Source organism: Burkholderia sp. 4M9327F10, from assembly GCF_005503145.1.
In the GTDB taxonomy this organism is placed as follows: domain Bacteria; phylum Pseudomonadota; class Gammaproteobacteria; order Burkholderiales; family Burkholderiaceae; genus Paraburkholderia.
In genome coordinates, this window is sequence record NZ_SCNV01000020.1 from 64,268 (window position 1) to 84,243 (window position 19,976).

Annotated in this window: 19 protein-coding genes and 1 tRNA gene; 8 read left to right on the plus strand and 12 right to left on the minus strand. The window is 62.6% G+C overall.

What is annotated here, in order from left to right:
• The first annotated feature begins 21 nt into the window (after window positions 1-21).
• Both FFS45_RS19250 and FFS45_RS42405 read left to right on the plus strand, forming a co-directional pair.
• Window positions 22-498: a glycine zipper 2TM domain-containing protein gene (locus FFS45_RS19250; RefSeq protein ID WP_137956223.1), complete on the plus strand. Its 477-nt coding sequence runs from the start codon at window positions 22-24 to the stop codon at window positions 496-498.
• 188 nt (window positions 499-686) lie between these two features.
• A complete protein-coding gene (locus FFS45_RS42405) occupies window positions 687-1,382 on the plus strand; it encodes a hypothetical protein (RefSeq protein WP_249362850.1) in 696 nt (231 codons plus the stop codon).
• On the opposite strand, the gene FFS45_RS19260 is transcribed toward FFS45_RS42405, so the two are convergent.
• From FFS45_RS19260 to ccsA, 6 genes are all read right to left on the minus strand, one after another.
• The gene (locus tag FFS45_RS19260; protein WP_137956224.1) at window positions 1,379-1,705 is read right to left on the minus strand and encodes a hypothetical protein; all 327 of its coding nucleotides are present in this window, start codon (window positions 1,703-1,705) and stop codon (window positions 1,379-1,381) included. The genes FFS45_RS42405 and FFS45_RS19260 overlap by 4 nt on opposite strands.
• 102 nt (window positions 1,706-1,807) lie before the next feature.
• Complete coding sequence (locus FFS45_RS19265) at window positions 1,808-3,064, minus strand: ribonucleotide-diphosphate reductase subunit beta (RefSeq protein WP_137956225.1); 1,257 nt, start codon at window positions 3,062-3,064, stop codon at window positions 1,808-1,810.
• A 641-nt stretch (window positions 3,065-3,705) separates the two neighbouring features.
• Window positions 3,706-6,717 (minus strand): ribonucleoside-diphosphate reductase subunit alpha, encoded by a 3,012-nt coding sequence (locus FFS45_RS19270; protein ID WP_137956226.1) that lies wholly within the window; start codon window positions 6,715-6,717, stop codon window positions 3,706-3,708.
• Window positions 6,718-7,221: 504 nt separating this feature from the next.
• Window positions 7,222-7,821 (minus strand): 1,6-anhydro-N-acetylmuramyl-L-alanine amidase AmpD, encoded by a 600-nt coding sequence (gene ampD, locus FFS45_RS19275; protein ID WP_137956227.1) that lies wholly within the window; start codon window positions 7,819-7,821, stop codon window positions 7,222-7,224.
• Window positions 7,818-8,153: a PP0621 family protein gene (locus FFS45_RS19280; protein WP_137956228.1), complete on the minus strand. Its 336-nt coding sequence runs from the start codon at window positions 8,151-8,153 to the stop codon at window positions 7,818-7,820. Before FFS45_RS19280 ends, ampD begins: the two co-directional genes overlap by 4 nt.
• Window positions 8,154-8,160: 7 nt before the next feature.
• On the minus strand, window positions 8,161-9,078 hold the full coding sequence (ccsA, locus tag FFS45_RS19285) for a cytochrome c biogenesis protein CcsA (RefSeq protein WP_137956229.1): 918 nt from the start codon (window positions 9,076-9,078) through the stop codon (window positions 8,161-8,163).
• An 81-nt stretch (window positions 9,079-9,159) separates the two neighbouring features.
• On the opposite strand from ccsA, the gene ffh reads away from it, so the two are divergent.
• On the plus strand, window positions 9,160-10,527 hold the full coding sequence (ffh, locus tag FFS45_RS19290; protein WP_137956230.1) for a signal recognition particle protein: 1,368 nt from the start codon (window positions 9,160-9,162) through the stop codon (window positions 10,525-10,527).
• Between the two features lie 155 nt (window positions 10,528-10,682).
• Window positions 10,683-11,234: a hypoxanthine-guanine phosphoribosyltransferase gene (locus FFS45_RS19295; RefSeq protein ID WP_137956231.1), complete on the plus strand. Its 552-nt coding sequence runs from the start codon at window positions 10,683-10,685 to the stop codon at window positions 11,232-11,234.
• Window positions 11,235-11,362: 128 nt separating this feature from the next.
• Here FFS45_RS19295 and FFS45_RS19300 read toward each other — a convergent pair whose 3' ends face one another.
• Together FFS45_RS19300 and FFS45_RS19305 are read right to left on the minus strand one after the other, a co-directional pair.
• The gene (locus tag FFS45_RS19300; protein WP_137956232.1) at window positions 11,363-11,962 is read right to left on the minus strand and encodes a MarC family protein; all 600 of its coding nucleotides are present in this window, start codon (window positions 11,960-11,962) and stop codon (window positions 11,363-11,365) included.
• Between the two features lie 12 nt (window positions 11,963-11,974).
• Window positions 11,975-13,711 (minus strand): proline--tRNA ligase, encoded by a 1,737-nt coding sequence (locus FFS45_RS19305; RefSeq protein WP_137956233.1) that lies wholly within the window; start codon window positions 13,709-13,711, stop codon window positions 11,975-11,977.
• A gap of 293 nt (window positions 13,712-14,004) precedes the next feature.
• On the opposite strand from FFS45_RS19305, the gene FFS45_RS19315 reads away from it, so the two are divergent.
• Window positions 14,005-14,664: an RNA pyrophosphohydrolase gene (locus FFS45_RS19315; RefSeq protein ID WP_137956235.1), complete on the plus strand. Its 660-nt coding sequence runs from the start codon at window positions 14,005-14,007 to the stop codon at window positions 14,662-14,664.
• A 76-nt stretch (window positions 14,665-14,740) separates the two neighbouring features.
• Window positions 14,741-15,298, plus strand: coding sequence for a CNP1-like family protein (locus FFS45_RS19320; protein ID WP_137956236.1), 558 nt, complete (start codon window positions 14,741-14,743; stop codon window positions 15,296-15,298).
• Window positions 15,299-15,489: 191 nt separating this feature from the next.
• Here FFS45_RS19320 and proB read toward each other — a convergent pair whose 3' ends face one another.
• From proB to rplU, 4 genes are all read right to left on the minus strand, one after another.
• A complete protein-coding gene (gene proB, locus FFS45_RS19325; RefSeq protein ID WP_137956237.1) occupies window positions 15,490-16,608 on the minus strand; it encodes a glutamate 5-kinase in 1,119 nt (372 codons plus the stop codon).
• A gap of 78 nt (window positions 16,609-16,686) precedes the next feature.
• Window positions 16,687-17,820: an Obg family GTPase CgtA gene (gene cgtA, locus FFS45_RS19330; protein WP_137956238.1), complete on the minus strand. Its 1,134-nt coding sequence runs from the start codon at window positions 17,818-17,820 to the stop codon at window positions 16,687-16,689.
• Window positions 17,821-18,001: 181 nt separating this feature from the next.
• A complete protein-coding gene (rpmA, locus tag FFS45_RS19335) occupies window positions 18,002-18,265 on the minus strand; it encodes a 50S ribosomal protein L27 (protein WP_137956239.1) in 264 nt (87 codons plus the stop codon).
• 24 nt (window positions 18,266-18,289) lie between these two features.
• A complete protein-coding gene (rplU, locus tag FFS45_RS19340) occupies window positions 18,290-18,601 on the minus strand; it encodes a 50S ribosomal protein L21 (RefSeq protein ID WP_007180329.1) in 312 nt (103 codons plus the stop codon).
• Window positions 18,602-18,816: 215 nt separating this feature from the next.
• Here rplU and FFS45_RS19345 point away from each other — a divergent pair, with 215 nt between their 5' ends.
• Together FFS45_RS19345 and FFS45_RS19350 are read left to right on the plus strand one after the other, a co-directional pair.
• Window positions 18,817-19,809 carry a polyprenyl synthetase family protein gene (locus FFS45_RS19345; RefSeq protein ID WP_137956240.1) on the plus strand — a complete coding sequence of 331 codons (993 nt, stop codon included), beginning with the start codon at window positions 18,817-18,819 and terminating at the stop codon, window positions 19,807-19,809.
• A gap of 50 nt (window positions 19,810-19,859) precedes the next feature.
• Window positions 19,860-19,936, plus strand: a tRNA-Pro gene (locus FFS45_RS19350).
• Window positions 19,937-19,976: the final 40 nt, after the last annotated feature.

A 19,976-nucleotide genomic window follows, 5' to 3' on the forward strand; every position in this document is an offset into this window, starting at 1 on the left:
GAGCTAATTTGGAGTGAGGGAATGAAAACAACGAGTCGTCTGGTAGTAGCCGCCTTGATCGTCGGCTCACTGGTTATGTCGGGTTGTGCATATAACAGCAGTTCGGCCGACGTCTATACGGCATCGCAGGCGCAGCGCGAAGAAACGGTCCGCATGGGCACCGTCGACAGCGTGCGCGCCGTCAAGATCAGTTCGAACAACGGCCAGCCGAGCGGCCTTGGCGCCATCGGCGGCGGCGCGTTGGGTGCAGTGGCCGGCAGCGCCATCGGCGGCGGCCGCGGCTCGATCGTCACGGGCATCATCGGCGGTATCGCCGGTGCAGTGGCCGGTAACGCGGTCGAGAACGGCGTCGCAATGCGTGACGGTCTCGAGATCACGGTGCGCCTCGATAACGGCGACATCCGCGCCATCACGCAAAGCGCAACGGGCGAGGTCTTCCAGGCCGGCGACCGCGTGCGGTTGCTCTCCAGCGGCGGCGTGACCCGCGTCACCCACTAGCTTTCCCCTGTGCCGCCTGCGCCGTTGCTCGGCGCTGCGGCAACCTCAAACGCATGTGCTCCCCTGTGCATGCGTTTTTTTTCGCCCATAGCAAACGCTGTGCGGCAATACCGATGAGCTCGTGCAGGTGAGCTCACACAGCAGGCAAAAAAAATCCCGCCGCCGGAAACCCAGCGACGGGACGGTGATTGAGCAGCGAGACTGACGGGCTACTCAATCATCGGACACACCGAAATGTGCCTAACGACTCGTCAGCGAATTACGGGCGGCTGCCGGTCGGGAACGGCCATGCTGCAGCCGGATTCAACGCGGTCTTCACCGTAGCTGCCGGTGCTGCGCTCGTTGCAGCGGGAGCAGCAGGTGCCGGTGCAGCCTTCTTCGCCACAGCCTTCTTCGGAGCAGCAGCCTTCTTCGCAGGTGCAGCGGGGGCCTTGGCGGCCTTCTTCGCAGGCGCCTTGGCAGCCTTCTTCGCAGCAGGAGCCTTGGCAGCCTTCTTCGCAGGCGCCTTCTTGGCAGCGGCCTTCTTCGCCGGTGCTGCCTTCTTGGCAACCTTCTTGGCTGCAACCTTCTTCACTGCAACTTTCTTCACCGCAACTTTCTTCGCAGCAGCCTTCTTGGCCGGTGCTGCCTTCTTCGCTGCAACCTTCTTCACGGCGACTTTCTTGGCTGCAACTTTCTTCGCTGCGACCTTCTTAGCCGGTGCTGCCTTCTTCGCTGCAACCTTCTTCACAGCGACTTTCTTGGCTGCGACCTTCTTCACTGCAACTTTCTTTGCAGCGGCTTTCTTTGCCGGTGCTGCGGCTTTCTTCGCAGCAACCTTCTTCACAGCGTTTTTCTTGATGGTGACCATCATTTTCTCCTTCAGGTTTTCAGATGAGAGTTAGTTCAAACTACACCCTTCGTCAAAACCCGCTTCCCGCGGACGCTTCTCAGGGCGCGCGCTACGAAGCGGGCTATTCATCGGCGTACGCAGGTGCTGCGCGCTTACGCTAATGAATACGGTAAGGCGCGCCGTGCCATCGGGCACCGCGCGCCAAGTCCAGTCAGCGTCGGATCTCGACGCCGGCAATCGTTTGATCGGGCCGCCGGCCATCGGGCCAGCGGCTTTTTCCGGGGGGAAGTTTGCCCATCCCACTGAAGGGTTCGCAAAGAGCCTGTCATATTTGTGGGCCGCGAAGGCACGCGGCGCACCGGGCATGCTTTGCATCAGGCGGTTCTGCTCCTAACCATAATTGCCGCGGCCTCGGCCGGCGGCATCCCCATCAAAGAGTTCGCATTCCAACTGCGTTCAACCGCAGCGCACCCGGGATTACTCCCAGCTCAGTGCACCGCCGGTCTGATATTCGATCACTCGCGTCTCGAAGAAGTTGCGTTCCTTCTTCAGGTCGATCATCTCGCTCATCCACGGGAACGGGTTTTCCTCGTTCGGGTACAGCGGATCGAGGCCGATCTGCTGGCAACGGCGGTTGCAGATGAAGCGCAGATAGCTCTTGAACATGGACGCATTGAGGCCGAGCACCCCGCGCGGCATCGTGTCTTCTGCGTAACGATATTCAAGGTCGACCGCTTGCTTGAAGATTTCGCGGATTTCGGCGCGGAATTCAGCCGTCCACAAATGCGGATTTTCGAGTTTGATCTGGTTGATCAGGTCGATGCCGAAATTGCAATGCATCGACTCGTCGCGCAGGATGTACTGGTACTGCTCCGCGGCGCCGGTCATCTTGTTCTGGCGGCCAAGCGCCAGGATCTGGGTAAAACCGACGTAGAAGAACAGCCCTTCCATCACACAGGCGAACACGATCAGCGAGCGCAGCAGCGTCTGGTCTGCCTCGACGGTCCCGGTCTTGAAGGCCGGATCGGTCAGCACGTGGATGTACGGAATCAGGAATTCGTCTTTCGCGCGGATCGAGGAAACCTCGTGGTACGCGTTGAAGATCTCGCCTTCGTCGAGACCCAGCGATTCGACGATGTACTGGTAAGCGTGCGTGTGGATCGCCTCTTCGAACGCCTGGCGCAGCAGGAACTGGCGGCATTCGGGCGCCGTGATGTGGCGGTAGGTGCCCAGCACGATGTTATTGGCGGCCAGCGAATCCGCCGTAACGAAGAAACCGAGGTTGCGCTTGACGATGCGGCGCTCGTCTTCGGTCAGCCCGTTCGGGTCTTTCCACAGGGCGATGTCGCGGGACATGTTGATTTCCTGCGGCATCCAGTGGTTCGCGCAACCGGACAGATACTTCTCCCACGCCCACTTGTACTTGAACGGCACCAGCTGATTGACGTCAGTCTGGCCGTTGATGATGCGCTTATCGGCAACATTCACGCGCGCTTCCGACACAGCGGACGGAGCGGCAGCGGCGCCTTGAGCGGCAGATTGGGTAGCGGCGCGGGCGGCGACAGGAGCGACAGCGATGTCGTTCGCGAAGACTTCCTGAGCCGAGGGAGCGTGAGGAGCGGGACGCGTTCCGACTTGCGTACCGACAGCCGATCCCGAAGCGTTGCGCAACTCGTTCAGTTGCGTAGCGCTCGAGGGAGTTACGGCAGTGATCTCGTCATCCCAGTTGAGCATAAATGTCACCATCAATTTAGAACGGTTTGTACCATCTTTTCACGAGCGACAAAAGAGTTCGCTGATGAAAAATCCTGTTTTCGATTCGCGTTGCTACGTTCATACAACACTTTGGTCAACAGACTGTCTCTGACGCCTCATGCGAAGCGATCAAAACATGTGTTGTCGAAGTGCTTCGCTGTCTCGAGTGAGCATCGAATCGAAGTGATTTCGATGCACTGCAAAGTGTGTTGCCTGGCTTCTGTGCGTCGCCCTGGCTGTTGCTGTTTCGTCAGCACGAACAAGGCGAAGTTCAATCAGTTGCGAGAGCTGGCGAGCCTGGGTGGCTCATGTGCCGAGCGCTTCATGTCGAGCGCTTCGTGTCCGGGTACTGCCTGTTGCTGCCTTGCTGTATCGGCTGGTTGAGCGATGCGGCTACGGTCTGCGCCGCCACGCCGCTCAACTGCCTGCTCTACCTGTTCTTGCGCGCCCCGCTCTCTGCCTTGTTTCGTTCGGGTAACTACTCGGTAGCCGCGCGGTCACTGCGGGTCACTGCGGGGTCACGACTGGAAGATCACCGCGGACCACCAACCAGACAGAAGCTCGCGCAAGACGAGTGCCCGGTCGATACCCGGCGAATGCCAGGCATCGACACGTGCGTGTTACTGGCAAGCCTCGCATTCATCGAAGCCCGGATCGCCAGGACGCATCATGCACACCGGACCGTCGGCTTCCGGAGCCGCTTCGACTGCGACTGCCGGCGTTGCTGCCGCCGCCTGCAGACCGCCCGACGCTGCGCCGCCGGCAATGCCGAAGCCGCCTGCCGCGCCGCCGCTCACACCACCCGCGCCGCCCGAGCCTTCACCGCCGCCCGACGACACCGCGTTCAGCGCGCCGTGCGCCACCGTCGACTTCTCGACGTGGGTCGCCGCCATCGTGCGGAGGTAGTAGGTGGTCTTCAGGCCGCGCAGCCATGCGAGCTTGTAGACCTCGTCGAGCTTCTTGCCCGACGCGCCGCCCATATAGATGTTCAGCGACTGCGCCTGGTCGATCCACTTCTGACGGCGCGAAGCTGCTTCGACCAGCCACTTCGGATCGACTTCAAACGCCGTGGCGTAGATCGCGCGCAGGTCGGCCGGGATACGGTCGATGCGCGAGAGCGTGCCGTCGAAGTACTTCAGGTCGGCGACCATCACTTCGTCCCACAGGCCGCGCGCCTTCAGGTCGCGCACCAGGTAGTCGTTGACCACCGTGAATTCGCCCGACAGGTTCGACTTCACGTACAGGTTCTGGAAGGTCGGTTCGATGCAGGCCGACACGCCGATGATGTTGGAGATCGTCGCCGTCGGCGCGATGGCCACGCAGTTGGAGTTGCGCATACCGTAGTTGGCGATGCGCGCACGCAGCTCCGTCCAGTCCATCGACTCGCTCGAATCCACTTCCACATAGCCGCCACGCGCTTCGGCGAGCAGCTTCAGCGTGTCCTGCGGGAGGATGCCGCGATCCCACAGCGAGCCGCGGTAGCTCGAGTAGCGGCCGCGTTCCTGAGCCAGTTCCGTGGACGCGTAATAGGCGTAGTAGCAAACCGCTTCCATCGACGTATCCGCGAACTTGACCGCCTCTTCCGACGCGTACGGCGTGCGCAGCAGGTGCAGGCAGTCCTGGAAGCCCATGATGCCCAGACCCACCGGACGGTGCTTCAGGTTCGAGTTACGCGCCTTGGCAACCGCGTAGTAGTTGATGTCGATCACGTTGTCGAGCATGCGCATGGCCACGCTGACGGTGCGCTTCAGCTTGTCGTGGTCGAGCGACAGGGTGCCGTCCGCCTGTTCCTTCAGGTGGGCGACCAGGTTCACCGAACCCAGATTGCAGACGGCGATTTCGGCGTCGCTGGTGTTCAGCGTGATTTCCGTGCACAGGTTCGACGAGTGGACGACGCCCACGTGCTGCTGCGGCGAACGGATGTTGCACGGGTCCTTGAACGTGATCCACGGATGGCCGGTTTCAAACAGCATGCCGAGCATCTTGCGCCACAGTTGCGCCGCCGGGATCTTCTTGAACAGCTTGATCTCGCCGCGGGCAACCTTGTCTTCGTAAGCTGTGTAAGCTGCTTCGAACTCGGCGCCGAACTTGTCGTGCAGATCCGGGCAGGTGGACGGCGAGAACAGCGTCCAGTCGCCGCCTTCGTGCACGCGCTTCATGAACAGGTCGGGAATCCAGTTCGCCGTGTTCATGTCGTGGGTGCGGCGACGGTCGTCACCGGTGTTCTTGCGCAGCTCGAGGAATTCTTCAATGTCCAGGTGCCACGATTCCAGGTACGCGCACACCGCGCCCTTGCGCTTGCCGCCCTGGTTCACGGCGACCGCCGTGTCGTTGACCACCTTCAGGAACGGCACGACGCCTTGCGACTTGCCGTTGGTGCCCTTGATGTGCGAACCGAGCGCACGCACGCGCGTCCAGTCGTTGCCGAGACCGCCGGCGAACTTCGACAGCAGCGCGTTTTCCTTCAGCGCTTCGTAGATGCCGTCGAGGTCGTCATCCACCGTCGTCAGGTAGCACGACGACAGTTGCGAGCGGCGCGTACCCGAGTTGAACAGCGTCGGCGTGGACGACATGAAGTCGAAGCTCGACAGCACGTTGTAGAACTCAATGGCGCGCGCTTCGCGGTCGATTTCGTTCAGCGCGAGACCCATTGCCACACGCATAAAGAATGCCTGGGGCATTTCGATCCGCACGCCGTCGCTATGCAGGAAGTAGCGGTCATACAGCGTTTGCAGGCCAAGGTAGCCGAACTGCAGGTCGCGCTCGGCGTCGAGTGCGGCGCCGAGACGCTTCAGGTCGAACTGCTGCAGCTTCTCGTCGAGCAGCTCGGCTTGCACGCCGCGCTTGATGAAGTTCGGGAAGTACTCGGCATAGCGCGTGCTCATTTCCGCCTGCGTGACTTCCTCTTCGAGGATCTCGCGGCGGATCGTGTGCAGCAGGATGCGGGAGGTGACCTGGCTGTACGCCGGGTCCTTTTCGATCATCGTGCGCGCCGCGAGGATGGCCGAGTCGTAGACCTGGCTCATCGGCACACCGTCGTACAGGTTCTTGACCGTTTCCGCGACGATCGGCTCGGCGCTCACAGCGTCGCCCAGGTTGGCGCAGGCGGACTCGATGATGCCGCGCAGCGCCGCCATATCCAGCGGACGCACCACGCCACCGTCGGTGACCGTCAGGCCCGGCGTGCCGGCCGGCGCGTCAGCCGCGTCATGACCGCGTTCCTGGGTGCGCTTCTCGCGATACAGCACGTACGCACGAGCGACGTTATGCTCGCCGCCGCGCATCAGCGCGAGTTCGACCTGATCCTGGATGTCCTCAATATGGAAGGTGCCGCCGTTCGGACGGCTGCGCAGCAGTGCGCGCACCACGCTTTGCGTGAGTTGCTCGACCAGTTCGCGCACGCGTGCCGACGCTGCGCCTTGACCACCGTTGACGGCCAGGAAGGCCTTCGTCACGGCAATGGCGATCTTCGACGGCTCGAACGACACGACGCTGCCGTTGCGGCGGATCACCTTGTAGTCGGCGAAGGTCGCCTGCGGGGCGAGCGCCTGTGCGCCCGGCGCCTGGCCGCCGAAGGTCTGGCCAGTGGTTGCGCCCTCGTACCGGGTCGATACGTTATCGGTGGTTTGCATGTGCAAAGCTCCTGGTCCTGGAATTGTGCGAAGAGGATTCGCGGATTAGTACGAACGCTGCGCCGCCGCGAGCGCAAGCGATGGGTTGCAGGAAAAAGGCTGGCTGAGCCAGGTGGCGGGATGCGACAACAATGAAGCCAGGTTCGAATCGTTGGTGGTCTTCATTGTCGGTGTCGCGATCACTTGCTAAGCCTCTTTCCTGAATGCTTCTGGATGCCGCCGGTTCTTGACCGGCTGCGCCGCAGGAATGTTTTTTTCGCTGTCTGGAAGGCTTGCGGCGCCATGCTCGGTGAGCGGGGCGCCGCCTGACAACACAAGATATAGTGCAAAACTGAATCCCTAGCACCAAGTATAGTGTAGTTTCAGGACAGCGCAAATTGATTTATTTGGCCTTGCGGGGTTGACTTTTCATCTCACGCCGCATCACGGCGCTGCCCGGAGAACGAAGCTGTGCCTTGCTCTGCGCATATTTCACGCAAGTTGAAGAGGTGTCGCGCGGGGTCGCTACGGCGCGTCGGGAGAAAACTTGAGATAGGGGAAATACCGATCGGTGAGCGCGCTGTCGCGCTGCAGGCGGGGCCACTCGAAATGCGGCCCAGGATCGGTCTTGCGGCCCGGTGCAATGTCCGAGTGACCGGCGAGCGCCTCGACCGGGTAGCGAGCCGCCAGCGCCTTCACCAGCGCGCCGAGCGTCTCATATTGCGGCGCTTCGAATGCGGTTGCGTCGCTGCCTTCCAGTTCGATGCCGATGGAAAAGTCGTTGCAGCGCTCACGGCCGAAAAAATTGGACGCGCCGGCATGCCACGCGCGCTGATCGCACGAGACATATTGTTCAAGTGCGCCGTCGCGGTGGATCACGAAATGCGCGGACACGCGCACGCCACGCAGATGGCTGTCGTAGTACGGATGCGCGTCGCAATCGAGACGGTTCAGGAACAGCTCAGCAATCGCCGTGCCGCCGAATTCGCCGGGCGGCAGACTGATGTTGTGCACCACGATCAGACTCGGCACCGCGCCTTCGGGACGCGCCTCGAAGTTCGGCGAGGGCAGCTTGCGCGCGGCGCTCACCCAGCCGTCGGCGTCGACGGTGAAGCCAACGCTCATCGGGCGTCGCGTCCGGTCGGCCGCGCAGCGTGACGTTGCGCGTGGGCCGGGCAGCAGAACGGCTCGCCTGCGACGACCACCGAGTCGCTCGCCGGCGCATGCACGCCGCACTCGACGCAACGGATCATCGGCTCCGCCAGTTGCGGCGCTTTTGCCGGGCGGGCTTGCTGCGCACCGGCGCCGTTACCTGCGGTCGCGCCATTTCCGGCAGCCCGGCCGCCGGCACCCGCAGCGCCGGTGCGCTGCGCGTTTTGTGCTTCGGCGCGACGCAGCGCCTTCACCAGCCATTGGCCGATGACGAACATCAGGATCAGCAGAAAAATTTGTCGCATGGAACGATCACACCACAGGACGGTGCAACAGCACCTCGAATACGAAACGGCTGCCGACGTACGCGAGCAGCAGCGCCACGAACGACGCCAACACCCAGCGCAACGCCGCGCGGCCGCGCCAGCCCGACACCTTGCGGGCCGTCAGGAGCGCGCCGAACATCAGCCACGAGAGAATCGCGAACACCGTCTTGTGGTCGAGCCGCAGCGCGCGGTCGACCAGTTGTTCGCTGAACAGGATTCCCGAGAGCAGGGTCAGCGTGAGCAGCACAAAGCCGGCGCTGATCAGGCGGAACAGCAGCTTTTCCAGCGTGAGCAGCGGCGGCAGCGTGTCGAGCCAGCTCGACAGCCAGCCATTGCCGGCCGCGGCGCTTTGACGCTGCAGCACACCGCCGCGCATCGCATGCAGACGCCGCTCCACCAGCAGCATCAGCACCGCATGCAGCGCCGCGATCGCGAACAGGCCGTAGGCAATGTTGGCAATCAGGAAGTGCAGCTTGAACATCGGAGCGGCCGAATACGACAGCACCCGCACACCGCCGAAGCCAAGCGGCAGCAGCGAGGCCACACAGGCGAGCGGCAGCACCAGCAGGCGCAGGCCGTCGAGCGGGAAGAAAAAGCTCTCAATCCAGTAAATGCCGGCGCCGAGCCAGAACATCGCGGAGAGCGCGAACGCAAAACCGAACACCATGGCGTTCTGCGGGAAGATGGTGGTGTGCAGCAGCACGCCGTGCGCGAGCAGCGCGACCAGCAAGAGCAACCGGCCCGGCGCGCTGAACGCCGCGACCGCCGGCGTGCTGGCGGCGGCCGGCAGCGCCGGCACGCTCTCCAGCACCGGGCGCAACGCGGTGTGCCGGTGCGAGCGCCAGCCTGCGACGGCGAGTCCGCCGTACAGGAGCGCAGTGAGGGCATACAGTACAATATCCATATTCGAAGTTTACACTAGGCCCCAGTTCCGCGACGTAACCCGCGTCGCGCCCCGCTCCGGCCGCACTGTTCATCGCTCCCCATGCTCGACAATCTGACTCAACGGATGGCGCGCGTCGTCAAGACGCTGCGCGGCGAAGCCCGGCTCACCGAGGCGAACACCCAGGAGATGCTGCGCGAAGTGCGCCTCGCGCTCCTTGAGGCCGACGTGGCGCTGCCTGTCGTGCGCGAATTCATCGCCAAGGTGAAAGAAAAAGCGCTCGGCGAGGAAGTCATCAGCAGCCTCTCGCCCGGCCAGGCGCTCGTCGGCGTGGTGCAGCGCGAACTGACCGCGATCATCGGCGGCGACTACGAAGGCAAGGCGGTCGAACTCAATCTCGCCGTCACCCCGCCGGCCGTCATCCTGATGGCCGGTCTGCAAGGCGCCGGTAAAACCACCACGGTCGGCAAGCTCGCCAAGCTGCTGCGCGAGAAGTACAAGAAGAAGGTCCTCACCGTTTCGTGCGACGTCTACCGCCCCGCTGCTATCGCGCAGTTGAAGACGGTGACCGAGCAGGTGGGCGCAGACTTCTTCCCGTCGGAACCCGATCAGAAACCGGTGGACATTGCGCGCGCCGCAGTCGACTGGGCCAAGCGCCACTATCACGACGTGCTGCTGGTCGACACCGCCGGCCGTCTCGGTATCGACGAAGCAATGATGCAGGAAATCGCCGCGCTGCACAGCGCGTTGAAACCGGCGGAAACATTGTTCGTGGTCGACGCCATGCTCGGCCAGGACGCGGTCAACACGGCAAAGGCGTTTAGCGACGCGTTGCCGCTCACCGGCGTGGTGCTGACCAAGCTCGACGGCGATTCGCGTGGCGGCGCCGCGCTGTCGGTGCGTCATGTGACCGGCAAGCCGATCAAGTTCGTCGGTGTCGCCGAAAAACTCGACGGCCTGGAAGTGTTCTATCCGGACCGCATGGCGAACCGGATTCTCGGCATGGGCGACATTCTCGCCCTCGTCGAAGAAGCGCAGCGCGGTGTCGACGTCCAGGCCGCGCAGAAGCTCGCCGACAAGGTCAAGAAAGGCGGCGACTTCGATCTGAACGATTTCCGCGCGCAGCTCACGCAAATGAAGAGCATGGGCGGTCTGTCCTCGCTGATGGACAAGCTGCCCGCGCAGTTCCAGCAGGCGGCGGCGGGCGCCAACATGGGCATGGCCGAGTCGCAGATGCGCCGCATGGAAGGCATCATCAATTCGATGACCCCCGCCGAGCGCGCCAAGCCCGAGCTGATCAAGGCCACCCGCAAGCGCCGCATCGCGGCCGGCGCAGGCGTCCAGGTGCAGGAGGTCAACCGGATGCTGAATCAGTACGAACAGATGCGCACCATGATGAAAAAGCTCAAGGGCGGCAACCTGCAGAAGATGATGCGCGGCATGAAGGGCATGCTGCCCGGCATGCGCTAGAGCCAGCAGGAGCTGGATGGACCCGGTCCGCCGGGCCATCTCTACGACCAGGGCGCGCGCTTCGGGACGCACGGGTATATGCTGTAGCGCGCGCCGTCGTTCTCGCCGTCGTTCTTTTCTACACTAATGTATACAGATACTCCCCGCCAGACGTCATGAATCGCGAAGAAGCTCTCCACATATTCCGCCACTCCGAAGAAATCGTGTCGGCCCACGACGTCACCGCGTCAATCAGCGGGATGGCCACGGCCATCGCTGCCGAAATGAGCGAGGAGTTCCCGCTCGTGCTGTCGGTGATGGGCGGCGCGGCGGTGTTTACCGGCATGCTGTTGCCGCACCTCGATTTCCCGCTCGAATTCGACTACATCCACCTCACCCGCTATCGCAACACCACCAAGGGCGGCAGCGAGATGCAGTGGCGCGTGGCGCCGGCCGAATCGGTGAAGGATCGTGTCGTGCTGGTGCTCGACGATATCCTCGACGAAGGCGAGACCATGGCGGCAATCCGCGACCGCATCCTCGAGATGGGCGCGAAGCGCTTCATGAGCGCCGTGCTGTGCGAAAAGATCATTCCGAAGGCCAAGCCTTTGCGCCCGGATTTCTGCGGCTTCGAAGTGCCGGACCGCTATGTATTTGGCTGCGGGATGGATGCGAAGGGATATTGGCGCAACCTGCCCACCATTCGCGCGTTGACGGACGGGGCATAAGCGACGGCGGAAAAGACGCGGCAGGATCGATCAGCACGCGCAAACAAAAAGCGGCCCGCGGGCCGCTTTTTGTTTGGCGCAGCGCTCACTTGCCAGTGCTGCGCGGATAGAAACTCACTGTTCGTCACTCACAACTGGTGAACGAACGAGCGGATCCCGCCGAGAATCATCTCCACCGAGATCGCCACCAGCACGAGTCCCATCAGCCGCTCGAACGCCATCATCGTGCGCTCGCCGAGCCACTTCTGGATACGCTCCGCCAGCATCAGGACAATCGCGCAAGCCAGCATCGTCACCGTCAGCGCGGCAACCCATTCCAGCGTCTTGCCGGGCGCCTGCGAGGTCAGCAGCATCACCGTCGCCAGCGCCGACGGACCGGCTAGCGCCGGAATCGCGAGCGGCACGATCAATGGCTCGCCGCCGCGTGTGTCGTTGCCGAACGGGCCGTCCGGATGCGGGAAGACCATGCGGATCGCAATCAGAAACAGCACGATCCCACCGCCGATCCGCAACGACTGGTCGGTGAGATTCATCATCCGCAGAAAGCGATCGCCCACCACCATGAACACCAGCAGGATCACGAAAGCGATCGCCACCTCACGGAGGATGACGATCGCGCGCCGCTCCGGCGCCACCCCGCGCAGGCAACTGATGAAGAGCGGGATGTTGCCGAGCGGGTCAGTGATCAGAAGGAGCAGGACGGTCGCAGACAGGAAGTTGTACTCCACCGTCCGCTCCCCTTAGTGCGCGAGTGCTGCGCGGACCTTCTCCGTCACCGTCAGCGCTGCACCTTCAACCGGCAACAAGGTCGCTTCGGTGTCGCGCCGGCCCTGATACTCGATCTTGCCTTCCTTCAGGCCGCGATCGCCGATCACGAGACGGTGCGGCACGCCGATCAGTTCCCAGTCGGCGAACATCACGCCCGGACGCTCGCCGCGATCGTCGAGGATCACGTCCACGCCCGCTGCAACCAGCTCCGCATACAGCTTGTCGGCCTGCTCGCGCACGGCTTCGCTGCGGTCGTAGCCCATCGGGCACAGCACCACTTCGAACGGGGCAATCGCTTCCGGCCAGATGATGCCCTTGTCGTCGAAATTCTGTTCGATCGCCGCGCCGAGAATACGCGACACGCCGATCCCGTAGCAGCCCATTTCCATCGGCTGCGGCTTGCCGGTCTCGTCCAGGAACGTGGCGTTCATCGCTTCCGAATACTTCTTGCCGAGCTGGAATACGTGACCCACTTCGATCCCGCGGCAGATGTCGAGCACGCCCTTGCCGTCCGGCGACGGATCGCCCTTCTTGACGTTGCGGATGTCCGCGACGACCGGCTCAGGCAGATCGCGGCCCCAGTTGACGCCGGCGATGTGGTAATCCACCTCGTTCGCGCCGACCACGAAGTCGCTCATGTTCGCGACCGTGCGGTCCGCGACCACCTTGACCGGCTTCCTGGTGTTGATCGGACCGAGGTAACCCGGCGGCGTGCCGAAGGTCTCGACGATCTCAGCCTCCGTTGCCATACGGAAGTCGGCAAGACCCGGCAGCTTGGCCGCCTTGATCTCGTTCAGGTCGTGGTCCCCACGCAGCATCAGCAGCCAGATGGTCGGCTCGGCGCCTTCGTTTTCGGTGGCGAGCACGATCGACTTGATGGTGCGCTCGAGCGGGATGTTCAGCAGCTCGGCCACCGCTTCGCACTTGGCCTTGCCGGGCGTCGCCGTTTTTTGCATCGGCTCGGCCGCGGCTGCGCGCCCGGCGATCAGCGGCAGCGCTTCGGCCGCTTCGACGTTGGCGGCGAAATCCGAAGTCGGGCAATAGGCGATGGCGTCTTCGCCGGTGTCGGCAATCACGTGGAACTCATGCGACCCGCTGCCGCCGATCGAACCGTTATCCGCCGCCACCGCGCGGAAATCGAGACCGAGACGCGTGAAGATGCGCACGTAGGCGTCATACATCTTGCGATACGACTCCTTCAGACCGTCCTGGTCCTTGTCGAACGAGTACGCGTCTTTCATGATGAACTCGCGGCCACGCATCACGCCGAAACGCGGGCGGATCTCGTCGCGAAACTTCGTCTGGATCTGGTAGAAGTTCACCGGCATCTGCCGGTAGCTCTTGATCTGATTGCGAGCGATGTCCGTGACGACTTCCTCGTGCGTCGGTCCGATCACGAAGTCGGTCTGCTTGCGATCCTTGAAGCGCAGTAGTTCCGGCCCGTATTTTTCCCAGCGGCCCGATTCCTGCCACAACTCGGCGGGCTGCACCGCCGGCATCAGCAACTCGATGCCGCCGGCCCGGTTCATTTCTTCGCGCACGATGGCTTCCACCTTGCGGATCGAACGCAAGCCAACCGGCAGGTAGTTATAGATGCCGCCGGCCACGCGACGGATCATGCCGGCGCGCACCATGAGCTTGTGACTGACGATTTCGGCGTCGGCAGGGGCTTCCTTCAGGGTGCCGATAAAGAAACGGGTGGCTTTCATTCAGAATTTTCCAAAAGCGGCGGCGCCGGAGCGACCGCCCGAAAGGTGAAAACGGTGGGGATTCGACAAAGGCGCGACAAGGACGTCACGGACACGCGGCAAGCCTACGGAAAACCCTTAGGCCGAAGCCGCCGCAGTACCTGCGACGGCCATGCCGCTGCGCCGGATGGCCCACAGGCTACCGCAAACGCGCCGCCTTTGCGGCGAATCGTTCCAATCTGGTGCGATTCGGTGCGTCAGGCCCGTTATCTGTTTATAATCAAAGCAATTTTAAAGGATTCGAAGGTGGTTGTATGCTGGATCGTGAAGGCTTTCGCCCGAACGTCGGCATCATCCTCTTGAACGCGCACAACGAGGTGTTTTGGGGCAAACGGCTCCGTGAACATTCCTGGCAGTTTCCGCAAGGGGGCATCAAGTATGGTGAGACCCCCGTGCAAGCGATGTATCGGGAGTTACACGAAGAAACCGGCCTGCTTCCGGAGCATGTCAAGATTATCGGTCGCACGCGCGACTGGTTGCGCTATGAGGTGCCGGACAAGTTCATCAAGCGTGAAGTACGCGGTCATTACCGCGGCCAGAAACAGATCTGGTTCCTGCTTCGGATGGTTGGGCGCGACTGCGATATTTGCCTGCGCGCCTGCGATCATCCGGAGTTCGATGCGTGGCGCTGGAACGAGTACTGGGTGCCGCTAGACTGTGTGATCGAGTTCAAGCGGGATGTATATCAGTTGGCGTTGACGGAATTGTCCCGTTTTCTGCGCCGTGCTGCGCCGCGTCCGGAAAAACCCGGCGGCCATCACGGGCCGCGCTATCCCCGGATAGCGTCGACCGTGACGGAATTGCAGGAGGTGTCTGCCACGACCGTCACGGTCGAGACTACGATTCGCACAACGATCGAGTCCGACTGTGGGGCCGTCGACACCTCCCTGACCCAGCCGGGTCTGCGCGATTAAACCCGATGCGGCTTTCAGCGCCGCATCTGCCGGCGCGGCTCTTCGTGAGCCGCGCCGGCGTTTCGAGGAAATCATATTGAAAGCACTTGCTCTCGTCGTGGCGCTGGCTGCCACCGGCGCCCTGCTGGCTGGCTGTTCGAGCACCCCCAAACCCAGCAACAAGGATGACAGCGCGTTTACGTATCTGTTCGACCGCAAGCCCAACTGGACGGAAAACAAGGTCGACACGCTGCCCTCGCTGCCGCTGGCTGCCAATCTGGTCCCGTTCGTCGTCTCGGGCAACACCCCGCTTACCTTCGCGCTCGACTCCAAGTCGCTCAGCGTCGGCGACGACGGCGTGGTGCGGTACACGGTGGTCGTGACGAGCCCGAGCGGCGCGCACAACGTGAACTATGAAGGGATTCGCTGCGACACGTACGAGTGGCGCCAGTACGCGGCCCTCAACGCGGATCACGACGGCTGGGACGACACGGTCGCTACGCCGTTCGCACGGATCGAGGACAGCACGCTGAACGGGTATCAGGCAACGCTGTATCAGGACTACTTCTGCGCGAACAAGATTCCGACCGGTAAGGCGCAGCAGATTCTGGACAACATGCGTCTTGGAAGGACTGCGGCGTCGCAGCTTCATTGAACCGACGGGTCTTGCCGCGTGGCGCTTGCAGTTGCGTGCAGTTCCGGCAGCGCCGGGATTAAAAAAAGCCGTTCCAACCTGAGTTGGAACGGCTTTTTTGCAGGCGAGATCCGGATCGTGAGTGTGGTCTGGAAGCGCCGTTTCGGTTCGCTGCCTGGCTTCGTCTTTTGCGCCCGCAGCGGCCGTCTGCCTCAAACCAGCACGAGGTTATCGCGGTGAATCAGTTCCGGCTCCAGCATGTAGCCGAGCACTCCTTCAATATCACCGCTTGGGCGACGCTGAATCAGCTTGGCCTCGGCGCTGCTGTAATTCGTCAGACCGCGCGCCACTTCACGCCCCGCCGCGCTCAGGCAGGCAATCACCTCGCCGCGCGCAAACGCACCCTGTACGCCGATCACGCCAATCGGTAGAAGGCTCTTGCCCCCTTCCGTCAGCTTTTCGACGGCGCCGTCGTCAATCACCACGTGGCCGCGCACCTGCAGGTGGTCGGCCATCCATTGCTTGCGCGCCGCCATCCGCGCGGTGCGGGCAATCAACTGCGTGCCGATCGCCTCGCCGATGGCCAGACGCGCCAGCACGTCTGGCTCGCGGCCGCTCGCGATCACCGTGTTCGCGCCGCTATGGGCCGCACGCTTGGCCGCGAGAATCTTGGTCAGCATGCCGCCGCGGCCCAGGCTCGAACCGGCACCGCCGGCCATCGCCTCGAGTTCCGGCGCACCGGCATCGGCTTGCTGGACCAGCGTGGCCGACGGGTCCTTACGCGGATCAGCAGTGAAGAGACCTTGCTGATCGGTGAGGATGATCAACGCATCGCCTTCGATCAGATTCGCGACCAGCGCGCCCAGCGTGTCGTTATCGCCGAACTTGATTTCGTCGGTAACGACCGTGTCGTTCTCGTTGATGATCGGCACCACGCCCAGACGCAGCAGCGTCAGCAAGGTGGAACGCGCATTCAGGTAACGCTCGCGGTCCGCCAGGTCGGCATGGGTCAGCAGAATCTGCGCCGTACGGATCGAATGCTCGGCAAAGCGGCTTTCGTACACCTGTGCAAGCCCCATCTGCCCGACTGCGGCCGCGGCCTGCAACTCGTCGATCTCGCGTGGACGTTTGGTCCAGCCAAGCCGCTGCATGCCTTCGGCGATCGCCCCCGAGCTCACCAGCACGACCTCTTTGCCCTGCGCGCGCAACGCGGCGATCTGCGCTGCCCAGCGGCCGATCGCGGCATGATCGAGGCCCCGGCCGTCGTTGGTGACGAGGCTTGATCCGACTTTCACTACCAATCGCCTGGAGTCTGCGATGACGGAACGCATTGTGCGCGGTCTCCCAAGATAATCCGTGATGCCGGCCGGCGGCCCGATGCAGGCACGCCGGCGCTCAAGCCATACCCGTTATTCCTGCGGCCGAACCGGGTCGCCCTGCGCGCCCGACCCGCTCGAAGCCGCGCCTTGCTGCTTTTCGCGAAAGCGCACGTCGGCAGCGAGATCTTCGGCCTCGGCCTGGCGCTGTGCATCCGAATGCGCCGCGATATGGTCGTAGACCGCATAGACCAGCGCTTCGCAGCCCTGCCCCGTCAGCGCCGAAATTTCGAACACCGGGCCGTCCCAGCCGAAGCCCTCGAGGAACGCGGCCACGCGCGCCTGACGCTCGTCTTCGGGCACCATGTCGAGTTTGTTCAGGACCAGCCAGCGGGTTTTCTCGAACAGCAGTTCGTCGTACTTGCGCAGCTCGTTGACGATTGCCTTGGCTTCGGCGACCGGATCGACCGCGTCGTCAAACGGCGCGACATCGACGATGTGCAGCAACAGGCCTGTGCGCTGCAAATGGCGCAGGAACTGGTGCCCAAGGCCCGCGCCTTCGGCGGCGCCTTCGATCAGACCGGGAATGTCGGCGATCACGAAGCTGCGGCTCGGGCCCACGCGCACCACGCCCAGATTCGGCGCAAGTGTGGTGAAGGGGTAGTCGGCAATCTTCGGCTTCGCGTTCGACACCGACGAAATGAAGGTGGACTTGCCGGCGTTCGGCATGCCGAGCAGGCCGACGTCTGCCAGCACCTTCAGTTCGAGGCGCACCATACGGCGCTCGCCCGGCTTGCCATCGGTCTTCTGACGCGGCGCGCGATTCGTGCTGGACTTGAAATGCAGGTTGCCGAGGCCGCCCGCGCCGCCCTGGGCGATCTGCACGCTCTGATTATGCTCGGTCAGGTCGGCGATCAGCTCGCCGGTTTCCATGTCCGAGATGATCGTGCCGACCGGCATGCGCAGCGTCACGTCGTCGCCGCCCTTGCCGTAGCAGTCCGCGCCGCGGCCGTTTTCGCCGTTGCGCGCCATATGCTTTTTCGCGTAGCGGTAGTCGATCAGCGTGTTGATGTTGCGGTCTGCCACAGCGTAGACGCTGCCGCCGCGGCCGCCGTCGCCACCATCCGGACCGCCGAACGGGACGAATTTCTCGCGGCGCATCGACGCGCTGCCATCCCCTCCGTCGCCGGCGATGACTTCAATCCTCGCTTCGTCAATGAACTTCATGCGTAACTCCGTCCCGTGTTTTATCGCTATTTTGCCGCGCCCGCGGTGCGTTGAACAATCGGCCGATTGGCCATCCGCGCGGGCTCACGACAACAATGTCAGCCATCAATGTGCAATGAAAAAGGCCCCGCCAACTTCGCGGGGCCTTTGTTCCGGTCCTGAAGCCCGTGCCTGAATAGACTCAGACTGCTGCCGGGACGACGTTGACCGTGTGCTTCTTGGCTGCGCCTTTCGTCGTGAACTTGACGTGGCCGTCCGTCAGCGCGAACAAGGTGTGATCCTTGCCGATACCGACGTTTTCGCCCGGGTGCATGCGCGTGCCGCGTTGACGCACGATGATGCCGCCAGCGTTGATGGCTTGACCGCCGTAAACCTTCACGCCGAGACGCTTCGACTCGGAGTCGCGGCCGTTACGTGACGATCCGCCTGCCTTTTTGTGTGCCATTTAATAGCTCCTTAACCGTTGCGCTTACGCGTTGATCGCGTCAATGCGCAGTTCGGTGTAGTTCTGGCGGTGGCCGCCATGCTTCTGGTAGTGCTTCCGGCGACGCATCTTGAAGATGGTCACTTTGGCGTGACGACCTTGCGATACGACGGTAGCCTTGACGGAAGCCCCACTGACCAGCGGCGTACCGAACTTAATCGATTCGCCTTCGCCCACTGCGAGAACCTGGTCGAGCGTGATTTCAGCGTCAATGTCTGCCGGTATCTGTTCTACTTTAAGTTTTTCGCCGACGGCAACTTTATACTGCTTGCCACCGGTTTTTATGACCGCGTACATTGAGAACCTCACTCTGTGTTCATTTTCTCCACGCACCACGCGCGGAAACCCGTGATTATACATAGAGTTAGCTGCGCGGTCAAAACTCATTGACAGGCGCGGCAAGTCCCCGTAGAGCCCCGCCACACGGGCGGCCGCGCGTCGATCCCGCAGGCTGCGGCACGGAACTGTCGCGATTCGCCTTATAATTCGCGGCACTACCCAATTCAGCCATCATGTCGTCGACTGCCACTCCCTCTCCCAACGCCGCCAGCCTGCTCGCTCCGATTGCCGAAGACATGGAGCAGGTGAACCGCGTCATCCGGCACCGCCTGGCGTCCGAGGTGATGCTGATCAACCAGATTTCCGAGTACATCATCAGCGCCGGCGGCAAACGCCTGCGTCCCGCGCTGCTGTTGCTGGTGGCGGGCGCGCTGGGCGAAACCACCGGGTACCGGCACGAACTGGCTGCCGTGGTCGAATTCATCCATACGGCCACCCTGCTGCACGACGACGTGGTCGACGAATCCGACCTGCGGCGCGGCCGGCAGACCGCGAACGCCCTGTTTGGCAATGCCGCCAGCGTGCTGGTGGGCGATTTTCTGTACTCGCGCTCGTTCCAGATGATGGTCGGGGTCGGCAAGATGCGGGTGATGGAAATTCTCTCGGAAGCGACCAACATCATTTCCGAGGGTGAAGTCCTGCAGTTGCTGAACATGCATGACGCCGACGTGGACGAAGCCCGCTACATGCAGGTGATCCGCTACAAGACGGCCAAGCTGTTCGAGGCAGCGGCCCAGCTCGGCGCCGTGCTGGCGGGCGTGGATGCAACCACCGAGGCGGCAGCGGCGGAATTCGGCCGGCGCATCGGCACGGCCTTCCAGATCATGGACGACTGGCTCGACTACACCGGCACGGCCGAATCCATGGGCAAGAATGCCGGTGACGACCTACGCGAAGGCAAGCCCACGCTGCCGCTTATCTATCTGATCGAGCGCGGTACGCCGGAGCAGTCGGCGCTTGCGCGTGAGGCGATCGAGCAAGGCGGTACAGACCGCTTCGACACCATTTTCGAGGCGATCACGCGCTCGGGCGCGCTGGATCACACGCTGGAATGCGCGAAGAAGGAAGCGCAGGCAGCCGCAGCAGCAATTTCTTCGTTTCCGGATTCCATTTTCAAAGATAGCCTGCTAGAATTATGTTTTTACTCGACGGCAAGACAGTCTTGAACGAGACTTAAATGCCGGATTAGTCTGAATCGAGTCAATGCAGTACAAATCGGGGTGTAGCTTAGCCTGGTAGAGCGCTACGTTCGGGACGTAGAGGCCGGAGGTTCGAATCCTCTCACCCCGACCAGATTTTGAAAAACCGCGCAGATTTGCGCGGTTTTTTTTCG

Excerpts from the sequence above, each read along its gene's own strand:
- FFS45_RS19250 (WP_137956223.1), top strand. The coding sequence starts at position 22 with ATGAAAACAACGAGTCGTCTGGTAGTAGCCGCCTTGATCGTCGGCTCA.
- FFS45_RS19260 (WP_137956224.1), bottom strand. The coding sequence starts at position 1,705 with ATGCAAAGCATGCCCGGTGCGCCGCGTGCCTTCGCGGCCCACAAATAT.
- FFS45_RS19265 (WP_137956225.1), bottom strand. The coding sequence starts at position 3,064 with ATGCTCAACTGGGATGACGAGATCACTGCCGTAACTCCCTCGAGCGCT.
- FFS45_RS19270 (WP_137956226.1), bottom strand. The coding sequence starts at position 6,717 with ATGCAAACCACCGATAACGTATCGACCCGGTACGAGGGCGCAACCACT.
- ampD (WP_137956227.1), bottom strand. The coding sequence starts at position 7,821 with ATGAGCGTTGGCTTCACCGTCGACGCCGACGGCTGGGTGAGCGCCGCG.
- FFS45_RS19280 (WP_137956228.1), bottom strand. The coding sequence starts at position 8,153 with ATGCGACAAATTTTTCTGCTGATCCTGATGTTCGTCATCGGCCAATGG.
- ccsA (WP_137956229.1), bottom strand. The coding sequence starts at position 9,078 with ATGGATATTGTACTGTATGCCCTCACTGCGCTCCTGTACGGCGGACTC.
- ffh (WP_137956230.1), top strand. The coding sequence starts at position 9,160 with ATGCTCGACAATCTGACTCAACGGATGGCGCGCGTCGTCAAGACGCTG.
- FFS45_RS19295 (WP_137956231.1), top strand. The coding sequence starts at position 10,683 with ATGAATCGCGAAGAAGCTCTCCACATATTCCGCCACTCCGAAGAAATC.
- FFS45_RS19305 (WP_137956233.1), bottom strand. The coding sequence starts at position 13,711 with ATGAAAGCCACCCGTTTCTTTATCGGCACCCTGAAGGAAGCCCCTGCC.
- FFS45_RS19315 (WP_137956235.1), top strand. The coding sequence starts at position 14,005 with ATGCTGGATCGTGAAGGCTTTCGCCCGAACGTCGGCATCATCCTCTTG.
- proB (WP_137956237.1), bottom strand. The coding sequence starts at position 16,608 with ATGCGTTCCGTCATCGCAGACTCCAGGCGATTGGTAGTGAAAGTCGGA.
- cgtA (WP_137956238.1), bottom strand. The coding sequence starts at position 17,820 with ATGAAGTTCATTGACGAAGCGAGGATTGAAGTCATCGCCGGCGACGGA.
- rpmA (WP_137956239.1), bottom strand. The coding sequence starts at position 18,265 with ATGGCACACAAAAAGGCAGGCGGATCGTCACGTAACGGCCGCGACTCC.
- rplU (WP_007180329.1), bottom strand. The coding sequence starts at position 18,601 with ATGTACGCGGTCATAAAAACCGGTGGCAAGCAGTATAAAGTTGCCGTC.
- FFS45_RS19345 (WP_137956240.1), top strand. The coding sequence starts at position 18,817 with ATGTCGTCGACTGCCACTCCCTCTCCCAACGCCGCCAGCCTGCTCGCT.